General features: G+C 55.8%; 16 protein-coding genes. 9 read left to right on the top strand and 7 right to left on the bottom strand.

Annotated features, from left to right (window positions below; translation table 11 throughout):
- Positions 1-465 precede the first annotated feature (465 nt).
- From CJP72_RS14445 to CJP72_RS14405, 9 genes are all read left to right on the top strand, one after another.
- Entirely contained in the window at positions 466-1,302 is an 837-nt protein-coding gene (locus tag CJP72_RS14445; RefSeq protein ID WP_162382057.1) for a flagellin N-terminal helical domain-containing protein, read from the top strand.
- Between the two features lie 153 nt (positions 1,303-1,455).
- Positions 1,456-2,718 carry a flagellar filament capping protein FliD gene (gene fliD / locus CJP72_RS14440; protein ID WP_162382056.1) on the top strand — a complete coding sequence of 421 codons (1,263 nt, stop codon included), beginning with the start codon at positions 1,456-1,458 and terminating at the stop codon, positions 2,716-2,718.
- Between the two features lie 16 nt (positions 2,719-2,734).
- Positions 2,735-3,115: a flagellar export chaperone FliS gene (fliS, locus tag CJP72_RS14435; RefSeq protein WP_162382055.1), complete on the top strand. Its 381-nt coding sequence runs from the start codon at positions 2,735-2,737 to the stop codon at positions 3,113-3,115.
- A complete protein-coding gene (locus CJP72_RS14430; protein WP_162382054.1) occupies positions 3,112-3,423 on the top strand; it encodes a hypothetical protein in 312 nt (103 codons plus the stop codon). The genes fliS and CJP72_RS14430 overlap by 4 nt, the downstream gene beginning before the upstream one ends.
- Complete coding sequence (locus CJP72_RS26120) at positions 3,420-4,571, top strand: flagellar hook-length control protein FliK (protein ID WP_162382053.1); 1,152 nt, start codon at positions 3,420-3,422, stop codon at positions 4,569-4,571. The genes CJP72_RS14430 and CJP72_RS26120 overlap by 4 nt, the downstream gene beginning before the upstream one ends.
- A gap of 36 nt (positions 4,572-4,607) precedes the next feature.
- Positions 4,608-5,063 (top strand): flagellar basal body-associated FliL family protein, encoded by a 456-nt coding sequence (locus CJP72_RS14420; RefSeq protein ID WP_162382052.1) that lies wholly within the window; start codon positions 4,608-4,610, stop codon positions 5,061-5,063.
- A 12-nt stretch (positions 5,064-5,075) separates the two neighbouring features.
- Positions 5,076-5,807 (top strand): FliA/WhiG family RNA polymerase sigma factor, encoded by a 732-nt coding sequence (locus CJP72_RS14415; protein ID WP_162382051.1) that lies wholly within the window; start codon positions 5,076-5,078, stop codon positions 5,805-5,807.
- Positions 5,807-6,664 (top strand): flagellar motor stator protein MotA, encoded by an 858-nt coding sequence (motA, locus tag CJP72_RS14410; protein ID WP_162382050.1) that lies wholly within the window; start codon positions 5,807-5,809, stop codon positions 6,662-6,664. The genes CJP72_RS14415 and motA overlap by 1 nt, the downstream gene beginning before the upstream one ends.
- Positions 6,661-7,605, top strand: a complete 945-nt coding sequence (locus CJP72_RS14405; protein WP_162382049.1) for a flagellar motor protein MotB — start codon at positions 6,661-6,663, stop codon at positions 7,603-7,605. The genes motA and CJP72_RS14405 overlap by 4 nt, the downstream gene beginning before the upstream one ends.
- A gap of 513 nt (positions 7,606-8,118) precedes the next feature.
- On the opposite strand, the gene CJP72_RS14400 is transcribed toward CJP72_RS14405, so the two are convergent.
- From CJP72_RS14400 to flgG, 7 genes are read right to left on the bottom strand one after another with little or no spacing between them, the layout of a single operon-like run.
- Positions 8,119-9,198, bottom strand: a complete 1,080-nt coding sequence (locus CJP72_RS14400; RefSeq protein WP_162382048.1) for a hypothetical protein — start codon at positions 9,196-9,198, stop codon at positions 8,119-8,121.
- Between the two features lie 3 nt (positions 9,199-9,201).
- The gene (gene flgL, locus CJP72_RS14395; protein ID WP_162382047.1) at positions 9,202-10,125 is read right to left on the bottom strand and encodes a flagellar hook-associated protein FlgL; all 924 of its coding nucleotides are present in this window, start codon (positions 10,123-10,125) and stop codon (positions 9,202-9,204) included.
- Positions 10,126-10,184: 59 nt separating this feature from the next.
- On the bottom strand, positions 10,185-11,537 hold the full coding sequence (flgK, locus tag CJP72_RS14390) for a flagellar hook-associated protein FlgK (RefSeq protein ID WP_238340076.1): 1,353 nt from the start codon (positions 11,535-11,537) through the stop codon (positions 10,185-10,187).
- 5 nt (positions 11,538-11,542) lie between these two features.
- Positions 11,543-12,034 carry a rod-binding protein gene (locus CJP72_RS14385; protein WP_162382045.1) on the bottom strand — a complete coding sequence of 164 codons (492 nt, stop codon included), beginning with the start codon at positions 12,032-12,034 and terminating at the stop codon, positions 11,543-11,545.
- Between the two features lie 13 nt (positions 12,035-12,047).
- Complete coding sequence (locus tag CJP72_RS14380; RefSeq protein WP_162382044.1) at positions 12,048-13,151, bottom strand: flagellar basal body P-ring protein FlgI; 1,104 nt, start codon at positions 13,149-13,151, stop codon at positions 12,048-12,050.
- Between the two features lie 2 nt (positions 13,152-13,153).
- Complete coding sequence (gene flgH / locus CJP72_RS14375) at positions 13,154-13,837, bottom strand: flagellar basal body L-ring protein FlgH (RefSeq protein ID WP_162382043.1); 684 nt, start codon at positions 13,835-13,837, stop codon at positions 13,154-13,156.
- 8 nt (positions 13,838-13,845) lie between these two features.
- Entirely contained in the window at positions 13,846-14,631 is a 786-nt protein-coding gene (gene flgG / locus CJP72_RS14370; protein ID WP_162382042.1) for a flagellar basal-body rod protein FlgG, read from the bottom strand.
- Between the last annotated feature and the right edge of the window lie 2 nt (positions 14,632-14,633).

Here is a 14,633-nt window from a genome sequence, read left to right as displayed (position 1 = left end):
TGCGGGTTCAGGGCGCGTTTTACAGGGACGTTACCTCGCGCCCGACCCGGTAGCCTGGAGGAATAAACGGAGGGGAACCGCGAAGCGGCAATTTTCCTGCCGGGAGCCAGGGTTGCAAGGGAGCGGCGATAGCTCCCTTAACCCGTTCACGGGACATGAAATGCCAGAGAAGCGAAGCACATGAAGTGAACGGAACCCTTCGCAAAATCAGCATGTTGTCCGTTCCGGGTAAATGCCACATGGCTTTTCGGTTTGCCAACGCTTAACTGTTCAGCCTGACTCCATCCCCCCCTCTTTTTCGTCGTTATAGACCTGCCCAAATAAAAAAATGGTTCGCCATTTAAGTTACGCCGCCAGGCTGTCGTTTTTTCTCTAAATGGACGGGTAGCACGGTCAGCCGGACCCTTCTTCGATATGCGTAATGTCGTATTACGTTTCAGCTAGCACTCTATAAGGAATATTGTTATGGCTATTTCTATTCAAACTAACTACGCCTCCCTGGTAGCGCAGAATTCCCTGGCCAAGTCCACCGAATCCCTGAACACCTCCATGGAGCGTCTGGGCACCGGTTATCGTATCAACAGCGCTAAGGATGATGCTGCGGGCCTGACCATCGCCAACCGCATGAACACCGATATGGTCGGTATGAACGCCGGTATCGGTAACATTGAAAAGACCCAGGACATGCTGCAGACCGCTGACCAGGCGATGGCGGAACTGACCAGCATCACCGACCGTATGACCGAACTGGCTACCCAGGCATCGAACGGCACGAACTCCAGCGCAGACCTCGAAGCGATGGACTCCGAGTTCCAGAAACTGGCTGATGAAGCGAACCGTATCGTGACCGACACCCAGTACGCAGGCAACAACCTGTTCGATACGCTGGCCGCCGGTTCTATTAACGTACAGATTGGCCGTAACGGTTCTGCAGACTCCATCAGCGTCAATGTCGCCCCAGAAATTGGCTCTATGCGTACTTCAATCGCTAGCCTGAGTGCCATGACCCTGACCGGCAGCGGTAGCGCCCAGGCGGTACTGAGCGGCCTGAGCTCAACCTCCGACACCATTTCTGCTGCCCGTTCTTCCACCGGTGCGTACATCAACTCCCTGGAGCACACCAAGAGCAACCTGATGAACGTTGAGATGAACACGGAGGTGGCGAAAGGGCGAATCATGGATGCCGACTTCGCGGCAGAAGGGGCCAACATGTCCAAGCAGATGATGCTGCAGCAGTCCGGCACCATGGTAATGGCAAACGCCAAATCGATGAGTGGCCTGGCCCTGAACCTGATCGGCTAATTATCTGGCTTACCGTCTCACTGAATGGACTGCCCTGGCAGTCCATTTTTTTGTGATGGGCATGAATGTGCTACGGCGGCATTTCTTTTATGAAAATCGGCACGATTTTTGCTTTTACGATATTCAGCGCTCACTGAGAGGCATATACATACGATGATCAACCCCTCCTATCTGGCCAGCTACTTCACCGCCCTTGAGCGGGCGCCTTACGATGAGCGCTATCAGGCCCAGATGGCCGATGTGGACGCTCAGATCGCCGCCTGGGGAGAAATTGAAACCGCCATTACCAGCGTCCAGACGGCAGCGAAAGCGCTCTATGCGGACAACGACGGCTTCAATACCACCAAAGCGTCGGTATTACCGGAAAACTCCGGCGCGACCGTATCAACGGGCGCGGGCGCTATCCCCGGTCACCATGAACTCTATGTTGAGCAGGTCGCCAAGGCGCAGCAGGAGTCGCTCAACTTTGGTACCAGCGGCAATGTGCCCGCCGGTACTCTGACAATTGACGGCACCGATGCCGATGGCAACCCAATATCTCTGGTCATTGATACCAGCACGCTCAACCCGCCCACCGTCGAGTCGCTCTCTAATGCCATCAATGCCCAGGGCGATGATTTAGGCGTATCGGCCTCGGTACTGAAGGATGATACCGGCAACTACAACCTGGTAGTGACCAGCGATGACACCGGCGTTGATAACGGGTTTACCATCAGCTTTTCCGACCCGTCCGTCACCCAGAAAACACTGAGCCAGGCGCAAAACGCCATTGTCTGGTACGGCGGTCAAAATACCGGCATCCGGTATGAGTCCCAGAGCAATACCATCAGCGACATGATCCCCGGTGTCACCATCAACGTCACCCAACCGGGCGAACTGACGATTGATGTCATACCGGACACCGAAGCGATCACCGCTGATGTACAAGCCTTTGTCGACAGCTATAACGCGATGATCGACGTGTTCACCACCCATGTGAACACCCCGGAAGGCGCGCTGTATGCTAACGGCTCGGCACGCGGCATCCAGAACAGTATCAAGCAGACGTTCTACACCGTCAGCCCGGACGGCATGATGATGGCCAACTACGGCATTACCTCCGATCCCTACACCGGCAAGCTGACGCTGGATACGGAAGAGCTGCAAACCGCGCTCACCGAAAACCCCGAAGATGTGGCCGCCCTGTTCAAAGACGTCGCCACGCAAATCGATGATCTCGTTTACACCTACACGGCGACCAGCGGCACCATCTACAACGCCCAGCAAAGTCTGGACAAAGAAAAAGCCAGCATCCAGTCGGATATGGACGCGCTCGATCGCCGTATGGATAAGGTCTACCAGCAATACCTGAAAGAATTCACTGAAATGACCGAGTACATCAACATCATGAACGCCACTTCGGCGATGTTCCAATAACCAGACAGGAGTCGCCATGTTTGACAATGACAACCCGCTAATCGCCTATCGGCAGAATGCCGGAGCGGCCCGAATCGCCGCCGCCAGTCCACAACAGCTGGTCGTCATCCTGCTCGATCACCTGCTCGATGAGCTGGATTATATCGAAAACTATATCGCCACCATGCAGCTCAACCGCAAGGGCGACAGTATCAGTAAGTGCCTGGAGATCCTGCATGTGCTGGATGCCAGCCTGGATATCCAAAACGGTGGGAAGCTGGCTGAAACCCTGCACCAGCTCTACGACTTCTGCAGTCGTCGCCTGCTGACCGTCAATCTGCGCAATCAGGCCGAGCCTCTGCAAGAGGTACGCCGGGTGATTATTCCGCTCAAGGAAGGCTGGGAAGGTACCACGTGATAGATCGTATCAGACAACATGGCGAGCAGTTGCTCGCCGCCATGGAAGCGAGGGCGGCAAAGCGTGAGTGGAAGGCATTAATCCAGTTGGATGGCCAGCTTGCCGAGCTGTTACGCCGTCTTCGGAATCAACCCGCGCTCAAAAACCAATTGCCCATGACCGAATGGCAGACTCGTCATCGGCAGATCATCGCCCAACTGGAAGCCCGCCAGGCATGGCTGGGCGAACGGCTGCGTGGAGACAGTGAATTGCGGGAAGGCAAACGCACCTATCGCGAAGTTCAGTTGTACGGAGGAGAAAAGCAGTGATTCAACCCACACCAGGTTTGCCCTACGGAAGTCAGGCTTCCCCTGCCCCCGGAAGTTTCGTTGCCTTGTCCCAGGCAAGACCAGGGGCCCCTTTCCGCTTTGAGAACAACACGGGTTCCCCTGCCGTGGACTCCCTGATGGTGGAGATCGAACAACTGCGCAAAATCGCAGAGAATGAACCGGACCTGCTCGCCCGACTGGATGACATGCTGGAAGCGCTCCGCGCCCACGATCAGGGGAACAAAGAGGCACCCGCCAGGCTGATGGAGACGGCAAGCCAGTTGTGGCAACGCCAACCCCAGGACCCCGCCATCATGGCGCAGGTGCAGCAGGTGTTTTCCACATTGCAGAATGCACTGGCGACACGGCCAAAGGGCGAAGCCCTGATTGCGCAGTTGCGGGGGATGCAGGCGCAGTCCCCTGCACGCATGCAGCAAAACACCGTGCTGACCGTTGGCGAACTCCAGCAGCAAGCGCCGCATCAGACGGGCAAACTCGCCAATGGTGCCCCCCTGGCTCCGCTACAGACGCAAGCTCTCCTGACCCAGCCCCGGACAGACTCGCAATTGCTCTCTCTGTTAAGTACCGCCCCCTTAAATGGCGAACAACTGAGCGCGTTAACGGCCCAGGTTCAACTACGCCAGACGCAACCTCAACTCCCCGCCGCAACCGGCGTCCCGAATCGGCCCATTCCGGGATCGGGCGGACATGAGTTTTCTCCTCTGACCCTGGACAGGCAGCCTTCCCTGTGGGCAGAGCAAATGCTGGCACCGCTGGTGGATCGCCTGCGGGTACAGAACCATCTTGGTGTAAAGCAGGCGACGTTGCGTCTCGATCCTCCCGATCTGGGCAAACTCAACCTTCAGGTGCGAACGGAAGATGACAGAGTCTTTATCCAGATATCGGCAACCAACCCGACAGTCAGGGATCAACTGCTGCAATTAAGTGACAGGCTGCGTCAGGATCTGCTGTCAGGACAGTCCTGGAGCCAGGTCGATGTCGACATCGGCCAGCACGGCGAGCAAACCGGCGACCATAAGAACAGCCACGATGATCAACAGATTGCCGCTGCCGTAGAAGGGCACGATGAGCCAAAGGCGCGCTCACTCGCGACGACCTCTGACTATCATCTGGACACCTATGTCTGATTATCCTCTTTTCCTTTTATAACGAGACAGTTATCCATGACAAAAAATATTATTATCGGCCTTCTTCTGGTGTTACTGGCTGGCGTTGGTGGTTATGTCTTTCTCGGTGGGATGGAAGGGATACAGAAGTGGGGGGAGGCGTCTGAGTCCAGCCAGAGCGAAGAGCAACCTGAACTGCAGATCTACACCATCGAAAAGGTACTGTTGACCCTGCCTGAGACGGGCGAAACCCGGCTGCATCACGCTCAGCTTGATGTCGTACTGACCAGCTTCGATCCCAAAACCGTCGCGACCCTAAAAAAACTGGATCCTCTGCTGCGCAATATCATTGTTGAGACGTTCTCCGATAAGACATTCGGCCAGCTCAGAGAAATGAAAAATTTCAACACGTTGCAAAAGGATCTTCAGAGTGCGTTCGTGGTGGCGCTTGCCAGGTACAAGATCAACCTCGAACTGGTGGATGTGAAACTCAGTAAGATGGTCTTGCAATAACAGGTGGCCGTGATGTCGATGTTTGCCAGCCACGATGCCGCGCTCTTTGAACAGTTTCAGGAGCGCAAACATATTGAAAGCGATCTGCTTCGGCAGTATCTCCCTCTCGTCCACAAACTCGTCAACCAGTTACACAGTCATGCGGGTCCCATTATGGGACGAGAAGACATGATCCAGCTCGGGTTGATGGCATTGCTGGATGCGCTGCGCCGCTATCCAGGACAACTGGATGCCGGATTTATCAGCTATTGCAAACAGAAGATCAGAGGCTCCATCCTCGATGAGCTAAGAAGACTCGACTGGCGTTCGCGCGGCGCCCGCCAGGAGGCTCATCGCCTCAACGATGCGACCCGCCTGTTGACTCAACATCTCGGCCGCCCTCCCAAACCCGATGAACTGGCCGCAGAAATGGGGATCACCCTTGACGAATTGCGAACGCTGGAACAGGAGTCCCACGCGAATGCCTTACAGAGCCTGGAGACGCTGCTTGAGCAGGGTGAGCATTGTCATCCCGCCGGTGGCGACACCACAGAACCTCTGGAAAAACAACGTTGGCTGGCACAGGCCCTCGCGCAATTACCTGAACCCGATCGTCTGGTGCTGAGCCTCTACTACCAGCATGAGCTGAATATGAAAGAAATTGCCGTCGTCATGCAGAGAACCGAGGCCCGGGTGTGCCAGTTGCATAAGCAGGCCATCTCGCGTCTGCAGGCGGTATTACAAAATGAAATGGAGTCGTCCTGATGTTAAAATTTGTAGGCATCCTCGTGGTGCTGCTCGCCGTCATCGGTGGTTATATCTTTGCGGGTGGCGCGATCCGCATGCTCTGGCAGCCCGCCGAATACATTATCATTCTGGGCGCGGCGTTAGGCGCCATGCTGCTGGCCAACGACAAGGAAGTGTTGAAAAACATCTGCACGCAATGCAAGCGGGCCTTCGTAAAACATGATGATGGCGACCTGTACCAACAGTTTATCCTGCTGACCATGGAAGTGCTGGAAAACACCAAGCGCCGGGGGCTCAAGTACCTGGACGAACACATTGAAAACCCGCAGGAAAGTACGCTCTTCGCTAAATATCCGCTGATTCTGGATGAGATCCAGTTGGTGACTTTTCTCACTGACAACCTGCGCTTGCTCTCAATGGGCAAAATCGAAGGATACGAACTGGAAGCGATCCTCGACAAAGAGATTGGCGCTATCGCCGAAAAACGGCTCTCCGCCTCCCAGGCAATTGGTACGATTGCCGAAGCCATGCCGGGCTTTGGTATTCTGGCGGCGGTACTGGGGATTGTGATCACGATGGGTAATATCGATGCCGGTATTGTCATTGTCGGTCTCAAAGTGGCCGGCGCGCTGATCGGCACCTTCTTCGGTATCTTTATGTGTTACGGCGTGCTCAGTCCGTTGTCCGAAGCCATGAAAGCGACGGTGGAGCGCGATATGACGCTGCTCTACGCCTGCCGTGAAGTGCTTATCAACTTCGCTGCCGGTAAATCTCCGTTGATGTCGATTGACGCCGGTCGCCGTATGATCCCGGAAAAATACAAACCCACCTTCTCCGTCATGGAAAGCTGGATTGAAGAGGCCAGGGCGCGATGAACGAGAAAAGCGATTCTGATAAGAGACGCAAAGGATCGGTCATCATCAAACGGGTGACCAAGGTGAGCAGTGGTCAACATACCGGAGCCTGGAAGGTCGCCTTTGCTGACTTCGCCATCTCCATGATGGCGCTCTTCCTGGTCCTCTGGATCATGGGGGCGACGACGGAAAAGCAGCGCAAGCAGATGGCGGAAGCCGTGGCCAGCAACAAGATAGTGGAACTGGACGGTTCCTCCTCGTTGCTGGAGGGGGCTGGCGGTAACTCGGTGCTGGAGGAGACCGTGACCGCTTCATTACCCTCAACAGAAGATCAGAAAGAGACGCCTGAGAATGCAAACGAGGACGAAATCAAAGAGGCCCTCGCCAGACAAGCGTCCTGGTACGAATCGCAGGCACAGCTCGGTCAACTGGCAGCCGATCTCTCCAGCACTATCCAGGCGATGAAAGTCAGCGACAGCGTCGTCATCGAAGTGGTTGAGCAAGGGGTAAGAGTCCGTTTTCAGGATCAGGCCAAAAAGCCGCTGTTTGCCAGCGGTAGCCGGGAACTGAGCAGCTATTTTGTGAAGATATTGCGCTCACTTGGCCCCGCCTTCGCGAAGATCCACAATCGGGTGATGATCAGTGGTCACTCCGATGCGACGCCGCTCAACAATGCGTTTTATTCCAACTGGGAGCTCTCTACAGAGCGTGCCATCACGGCGCGTCACGTGCTGTCACAAAATGGCATGAAGCAGGAACAAGTGATCCAACTGGCGGGTTATGCCGACACGATGCCCATCGAGGGTAAGGATCCGTTAGATCCGGTCAACCGTCGAATTGAGATACTGATCCTGACCGAAAAAGGGGAAAAAGAGCTGAAGAAGATGTTCAAAAACAGCGCTGCCCAGGTTCCCTCAGGAGCTCCGTCTCCCGCCTCTCCCGCCGCCACACCGGCAGGTTGAGTGGTGAAAAGCGGTTTATATACACCCGGGATAATGAAGACGTGATTCTACGGGCTTAAAGCGTCATCTCTGGAAGAAAGGGACGCGATAACGGCGAATACGTGTCAGTAAAGGAATGAGGGAGAACCTTTCACTCTGGCGAAGGTTGACGTTCACCTTATGTCCGCTGCTTCTCTGAAGCCACTTTACCTGTGAACGTGCAAGGGAGGCTCGCCGCCGCTTCCCTTGCAGCCCTGGCTCCCGGCGTTCGCGATACATTCGTCTTATGCCGTCCGCCTTTCGCGTCGGGGTCGAGCCTGCATCCCGTCTGGCCGTCCCCTCCGCCCGCGTCCCTGCGGGCGGCCCCGGTCAGCCGTCAACGTCTCATCGATTTTCGAGCCGGACTCAGGGTGGCGCTTCAACGCCTTGACTTTCAGGTATATCCATTTTGCTGATTCAAGACGAAATTATTCGCAAAACCAGCATGTTGTCTTTACAGGGTAATGCCTCACGGCTTTTTATTTCCGCCCCCTATCACGGTTCTTCTCGCCAGCGCTCCCCGACGGCGAGGATGTTTTGTACGGTTCCCCGCTGAACATTGGCCTGGGTCGTAAACAGCACCAGCGGATGAGACGACTCCTTCGCAAAACAGGACATCACCTCGGTCATCAGTGAATCAAGTTCTGCCGTTCCCAGGTCGTTGGGTTGCGCCTGCAATTGCCCCATCCATTGACTCTGCATTTGCTGCAACAGGAAGAAGTGCGACTCAATCTCGCGGCCCAGGCGAACGATTCGCCCCTCAGCCAGCACAAGATCCTCTTCATTACCTAACTTCCAGAGGCCAATTTCTCGCCAGGAGATATCGGGTTCCAGCTGCAATTTAATCGGCTCCCCGGTCGGAATACGAACCCCTCCCCCCCGGACGTACAGCTGCCCGTTGACCGCCTTCCATTGCTCAATAGGCACACTAAACACCAGCCCGCTCTCTTCACCGGGGCGCGAGCGGATACCCAGTCGTGCAAAGGCGCGACCAATCTGGCGAATACGCACATCCAGCTGCGAATCTCCTTTAATACTCAGGCCGGCGCGCACCGGACGTCCCCCCAGCAATATCAGCTCAAGGTGCTCATCGCGCCCTGCGGGCGTCAGCAGGTTCAGGCCAGGAATGGAGAACTCCCGGATATCCTGATAACCGAGCAATGCCGGGCGAATCCCCTGCGTCAACAGGCGCAGGCCACGATAGTGCGTCTGGAACGGGATGCGGGCCACTAACCGCTTCTGCTCTTGTAGCTGGTTCGTCCAGCCCTTGAAGGTGCCGGCCTCTTTGATGGCAGAGAAGAGCTGTAACATGTCGCGCAGCCCCTGTCTGACCAACAACAGCGCGCGCAAGGTGATCTGCACCGCCGTCGCCTGCTGTTGCAGAGAACCCACCTGTGCCCAAAAACGGTGTAAATCATAGCGTCCCGGAAGGGGGCGTAATAGCGGAGCGGGCAGTTGCTCCAGTTCCGGGCCTTTTCGTGATTGTGTAACAGGAGAACCCAGAGGCGTCGTAAAACGACGCCTCTGAAGCCCGTCAAGCGGGCCGGTACGTGGGGAAGTATTAGCAACCTTCATGCATTACATCATCTGGAATAAATTCATCTGAGACATGTCCAGATAGGTTTTCTGTACCGCTTGTAGCGCGACCGCCGATTCGGTGAGTTCCATCGCCGCCTGGGCGTAGTCGAGGTCACCAAACTGCCCCTGTAGCTGTTGGTTAAACATCAAAACATCGGTGTGAGAAAGCTGCATGTCGTCAACCATGTTCATGCGTCCCCCCAACTCGGCAAGCTGCATGTTAATCGCATCCTGGAAATCGCCGACGGCGGTCAGCAGATCATCTGACGCCTGCGCAATTTGTTCCGGAGTCGCGTTAGGATCGCGCAGTATCTCTACCGTATCGTCAATGGTGTTGAAGATGTCATTGCCACTGCCGAAAAGCTGATCAAACGGGCTGAAGGCCGCGTCGATACTGGTCCCCTCCCCCACCGGCACCGGACGTGTGCCGTTATCGCCCTTGTAAACCCAGGTGGTTTCTCCGGTCGCCGGATCGGTCTCTTCCACCAGCGGGGGCTCGTCGGTGACATTGCCGCCAAACATATAGAAACCGGTCGGCGAGGTGCCATTGAACTGCATCGCCAGCGCCTCGTTAAGCTCTTCCAGTTCGGCCGCATACGCCTCCAGTTCTTCCGGCGAGGCCGTACCAGAACCAATATTGATCGCTATCTCCGTGACCCGATCACAGATTGAGTTCATCTGCGTCAGGTAACTGTCGGCCGACATGAAAATGGACTCCAGATTGTTGAGGTTGTCCATATAGGTGTTGATCTGGTTTTCACTGTGGCGCAGATCCTGAATGGCGCGGGCCGCCAGGGGATCATCAGAAGGGCGCAACAAACGGTTGCCGGTGGCCATCTTCGCCGCTGTCTCGTAGTAACTGACATTTGATTTGACCATCGCACTGTACATGGTCGTGTTCATCATGTTGGTACTGACACGCATAGGAGTTTCTCGCAAGATAGTCGAACGCCTCTCCCGCCGTCAGGCCGGAGAGACCGTCATTAGAACATGTTCAGAACAGTGGTAAACAACTCATCGCTGGTGGCAATCACCTGCGCATTGGCGACATAGTTCTGCTGATACGTCATCAGGTTCATCGCCTCCTCATCCATATTGACCCCGCTGACCGATGACCAGGAGTAATAGGCCTGTTCCATGGTGGTCAGCGCCATCTCGTAGGCTTCACGAGCACTGGACGCCGCGCTTGCGATATGACTGTAGACCGCATTATAGCTGTCGTTGAAGGTGTAAGAGCCGCCCCCCAGTGAGTCAAACACAAAGGCCTGATTCTGTACGTTCAGCATGTTTTGCAGGTTGCTGTTGTCACCGGCGCCGCTGGTCGGCGAGGACGCAAAAGCCAGATCCGCATTGGTAAATCCTTCGGCCAGAGCGATGGTTCCCGCCGGATCGGCCGGATCATAGGTGAACATCGGTTTACCCGGATTGCCGTTGAGATCATAGCCAACCACTTGCCAGCTATTCATCGCGTCCGCGAATTCCTGAGCAAACTCGTCGACATAAGCCTGTGCGGGAATCAGCTCTTCCTGATAGTACTCGTAGGTCGCGCCCAGAGCGCCGCCGATATCCGGGTTGAGATAATAGACATCTTCACCAAAATGCAGCTCCAGCTTGCCATCGGAGGGCTGGGTGCCGGAGGTAAAACCGAGCGTCGCGGCCTCACCCTGACTGACCAGCGGTTGTCCCTGGGGCAACGTGACCTGGATAGTGCCGTCACCACAGTCAATCACGCTGACATCGAGCATTTCAGAGAGCTGCAGCACCGCAACATCGCGCTTATCCTGCAAAGCACTAACATCCTGTCCCGATGCCATTCCTTCCTGGATCTGCATGTTTAAATCGGCAATTTGTTGGGTGAGCGAGTTCACTTCACTCACCATCGCCTGCATCGATTTGTTGACCTGTTCGAGCTGATTTTCCAGGTTGCCATTGATGTTATGCATCTGGTTGCACAGCTCACGGGAAGCATTAAGCACATCTTCGCGCAGCGCCGTGTTGCCGGGGTCCGCCATACAGGCGCTGAGCGCGGCGAAATAGCCGTCTAATCCCATGCCCAGGTTTCCGCCGTCGGTCGCAAACGTGTTTTCCAGCGCCAACATATAGCTCGCATACGCGCCGCTGTAGCCCACTTCAGTACCGGCATCCCAGGCCTGCGCCACCAGATACTGATCGGAGATCCGCTGTACGCCATCGATACTCACCGTACCGTCTGCATTGGAGGTCAGCGCCAGGGTATGTCGGCTGTAACCCGGCGTACTGGCATTGGCGATGTTACTGGCGGTGACGTTCAGCCAGGCCTGAGATGCCTGCAAGCCGGACATTCCGATCTGCGTCATGTTGCTCATGATGTTTTACTCTCGCTGTCCACTCGGTTGATAAAGGGATGGTCCTGGCTGGCATCCATGAGAGACACGCTGGCATAGTCATTCAAACCTTCTTCTACTGCCCTGCCAGCTGCGTCCTCTTTCCCTTTAAGGGCGACATTATTCTCTGCCGACTTAAATGCCGTCGTCAGAGAGTTCTGTTGCTGAGTCTGGCTGAACTGTCTGACGAGCATCTCGGCCAGACCAAACTGCCCCTGGGCACCCAGTTGCTGAGCGAGTTGTTCATCCCCCAGTTCACGATAAAAACGCTGGGTATCGCTTGAAAACGGCGACTCTTCTGCCGCCAGCGCATCGGTTGCGTCGCGCATATGCTTGAGTACCGTCTTGAGAAAATGCGTCTCAAACAAGGAAGCCGCCTGCTCCAGAGCCTCCTGCGGATTCTCCTGCTTGATCTTGTTGAGGGATTGCAGGTCGTAGTAGGCTCTCTCGGATTGCTCGATAGACTTCATTTTGTTCACCTTGTTATATGACGATGAGGTCAGCATCTAACGCGCCCGCTTTATCCAGCGCTTGCAGTATGGACATCAGATCGCTGGCGGTGGCACCCAGTTCATTCAACGATTTAACAATCTTATCCAGCGACGTTCCCTCCGGCATCACGGTTATCCGTGACTGTCCTTCGGTCATGTTTACCGTAGAACGGCGCACCCTCTCCGTCGTTCCCCCTGCCAGCGCATTCGGTTGACTGACCCGGGTATCTTCGCTTATCGCCACCGTCAGGTTGCCATGCGTGACCGCCGCCTTTTTCACATAAACGGTATCGCTCATCACCACGGTACCTGTCCGACTGTTCAGGACAATACGAGGGCGTTGGCGCCCTTCCTTAACCTGAATTTCTTCCAGCATCGCCAGGAAATTCACCCGGGCACTGGGGTCACTCGGCGCCTTGACCCGCACCGAACCGGCGTTGTAGGCCGAGGCGATCCCGCCACCAAAGCGGGCAGTAATCGCCCCTTCGATATTGCGAGCCAGATTGAAGCTGGGGGTTTTAAGGTTCAGGCTGACATAAGCATTCCCGGTGGGGCTGGCAGGCACCGCTTTCTCCACCACCGCACCGCCTGGAACCCTGCCGACGGTCGGCACATTCACCGTGACGCTGGAGCCATCGCTGCCTTCAGCAGAAGCGCCCCCGACGACCAGGTTGCCCTGCGCGAAGGCGTAGACTTCACCGTCCACGCCGTAGAGTGGCGTCAGCAGCAGCGTGCCTCCCCGCAGGCTTTTGGCATCCCCCACCGAGGAGACGGTGATGTCGATGAGCTGGCCTGGAGAGGTGACATTGCTGATCTCAGCATGGATCGACACTGCCGCGACGTTTTTGGTTTTGGCTTGATCCTCTTCCTGGATCCCAAACTGGCGCAGCATGTTGCTCATGGATTGCGCCGTGAAGGTCACCTGGTTGCGATCCCCTGATCCGTCCAGACCAACGACCAGTCCGTAACCCACCAGTTGGTTTTTCCGCTCGCCGCCGATTTCAACCAGATTAAGCAACGGCGTGGATTTGGTCTGTGCGAACGTGGGCAACAGGGTCAGCCAACATAACAGCACTATGCGTATGCTCTGTCTCATGTTCAGAATGGACTCAAAGGACTATAGAAAAACTTGGTCAGCCAACCCGGATTGTTGCTGTCGGACATGGTGCCCTCACCGGAATAGCTGATACGGGCATCCGCCAGACGCTGGGAGGAGACACGGTTTAAACCGTCAATGTCTTCAACGCGCACCAGGCCACTCAGACGGATATACTCGTCTCCCTGATTAAGCTTGAGCCACTTCTCGCCCCGTACATGCAAATTACCGTTAGGTAATACGCTGGCAACGACCACGGTGATAGCGCCCTGTAATGAGTTTTTCTGGGAACTCTGCGCGCTACCATCGAAGTCGCGATTCGCGTTAAGACTGCCCTTGAAGTTCTTCGGGCTAAACGAGCTGCTGCTCGCATCGGCCCCTACGGAGACATCGCTGTTTTTGCCATAACTGGTGTCGGCCTGCTTGCTGGACGATGTTTTTTCATCCAGGGTGACGGTCAGCATATCGCCGACCCGGTAGGCACGTCTGTCCTGAAACAGCGTCATAACATAGCTACGGTTGTACAGGGTGCCCTGGCTCGCATACGTGACTGGCTGGGGCGTCAGTTGAGGAGGCGCGTAATTCTCCTCTTCCACCTGTTTTTTTTTGTCAAGCGAGGGCAATGTACAGCCCTGCATCAACAGCACCGTTACCGCTATGGCGCACCATTTTGGCCTATTACTCATGTTATTCCTTACAGCATCCGGTTGAGGGTTTGCAGCATCTCGTCGGCCGCTGTCATCACCTTGGCATTCATCTCATAGGCTCGCTGAGTGGCGATCATGTCGACCATTTCCTGCGCCACGTTAACGTTGGCGCCTTCCAGCGTCCCCTGCTTGATAATCCCAAAATAATCTTCGCCCGGAACACCTTCGTTGGGCGCGCCCGAGCCCTGCGTCTCGATGAAGAGGTTGCCACCAATAGGCTCCAGGCCGCCTGGGTTGACGAAACTGGCCAGTTGGATGTTCCCTAACTCTTCCGGCTCAGCAGAACCCGCGACCACCGCCGAAACGGTTCCGTCGGTGCCAATGCTGATACCGGTGGCATTTTCCGGGATCGTTATCTGCGGGATCAGCGGCAAACCAGAGGCATTCACCAACATGCCATCGCTGTTGATATGGAACTGACCATCACGCGAGTAAGCCGTGGTGCCGTCCGGCATCTCTATCTGAAAGAAGCCCTTGCCGATAATGGAGGCATCGGTTTCCGCCCCTGTTGTGAGGGCTGTCCCCTGCACAAACATCTTCTGGGTGCCAACGACCTGGACACCAGTACCAATCTGCAAGCCGTTCGGACGCTGGTTCTGCGAGTCCATCTGCGCGCCCGCCTGGAACTGCTTCTGATAGAAGAGGTCGTTGAATACCATCCGATCCTTCTTAAAGGCGATGGTGTTCACGTTGGCCAGGTTGTTGGAAATGGCCGTCATCTTGGCGTCCTGGGCCGTCAGACCTGTCTGACTGACAAAAAGGGTACCTTGCATTA

Source organism: Citrobacter sp. NCU1 (assembly GCF_010231475.1).
In the GTDB taxonomy this organism is placed as follows: Bacteria; Pseudomonadota; Gammaproteobacteria; order Enterobacterales; family Enterobacteriaceae; genus Citrobacter_D.
This window is presented reverse-complemented; position numbering and strand designations above follow the sequence as displayed.

Excerpts from the sequence above, each read along its gene's own strand:
- CJP72_RS14385 (WP_162382045.1), bottom strand. The coding sequence starts at position 12,034 with ATGAAGTCTATCGAGCAATCCGAGAGAGCCTACTACGACCTGCAATCC.
- CJP72_RS14420 (WP_162382052.1), top strand. The coding sequence starts at position 4,608 with ATGACAAAAAATATTATTATCGGCCTTCTTCTGGTGTTACTGGCTGGC.
- flgH (WP_162382043.1), bottom strand. The coding sequence starts at position 13,837 with ATGAGTAATAGGCCAAAATGGTGCGCCATAGCGGTAACGGTGCTGTTG.
- CJP72_RS14445 (WP_162382057.1), top strand. The coding sequence starts at position 466 with ATGGCTATTTCTATTCAAACTAACTACGCCTCCCTGGTAGCGCAGAAT.
- flgL (WP_162382047.1), bottom strand. The coding sequence starts at position 10,125 with ATGCGTGTCAGTACCAACATGATGAACACGACCATGTACAGTGCGATG.
- fliS (WP_162382055.1), top strand. The coding sequence starts at position 2,735 with ATGTTTGACAATGACAACCCGCTAATCGCCTATCGGCAGAATGCCGGA.
- CJP72_RS14415 (WP_162382051.1), top strand. The coding sequence starts at position 5,076 with ATGTCGATGTTTGCCAGCCACGATGCCGCGCTCTTTGAACAGTTTCAG.
- flgG (WP_162382042.1), bottom strand. The coding sequence starts at position 14,631 with ATGCAAGGTACCCTTTTTGTCAGTCAGACAGGTCTGACGGCCCAGGAC.
- CJP72_RS14380 (WP_162382044.1), bottom strand. The coding sequence starts at position 13,151 with ATGAGACAGAGCATACGCATAGTGCTGTTATGTTGGCTGACCCTGTTG.
- flgK (WP_238340076.1), bottom strand. The coding sequence starts at position 11,537 with ATGACGCAGATCGGAATGTCCGGCTTGCAGGCATCTCAGGCCTGGCTG.
- motA (WP_162382050.1), top strand. The coding sequence starts at position 5,807 with ATGTTAAAATTTGTAGGCATCCTCGTGGTGCTGCTCGCCGTCATCGGT.
- CJP72_RS14405 (WP_162382049.1), top strand. The coding sequence starts at position 6,661 with ATGAACGAGAAAAGCGATTCTGATAAGAGACGCAAAGGATCGGTCATC.
- CJP72_RS14400 (WP_162382048.1), bottom strand. The coding sequence starts at position 9,198 with ATGAAGGTTGCTAATACTTCCCCACGTACCGGCCCGCTTGACGGGCTT.
- fliD (WP_162382056.1), top strand. The coding sequence starts at position 1,456 with ATGATCAACCCCTCCTATCTGGCCAGCTACTTCACCGCCCTTGAGCGG.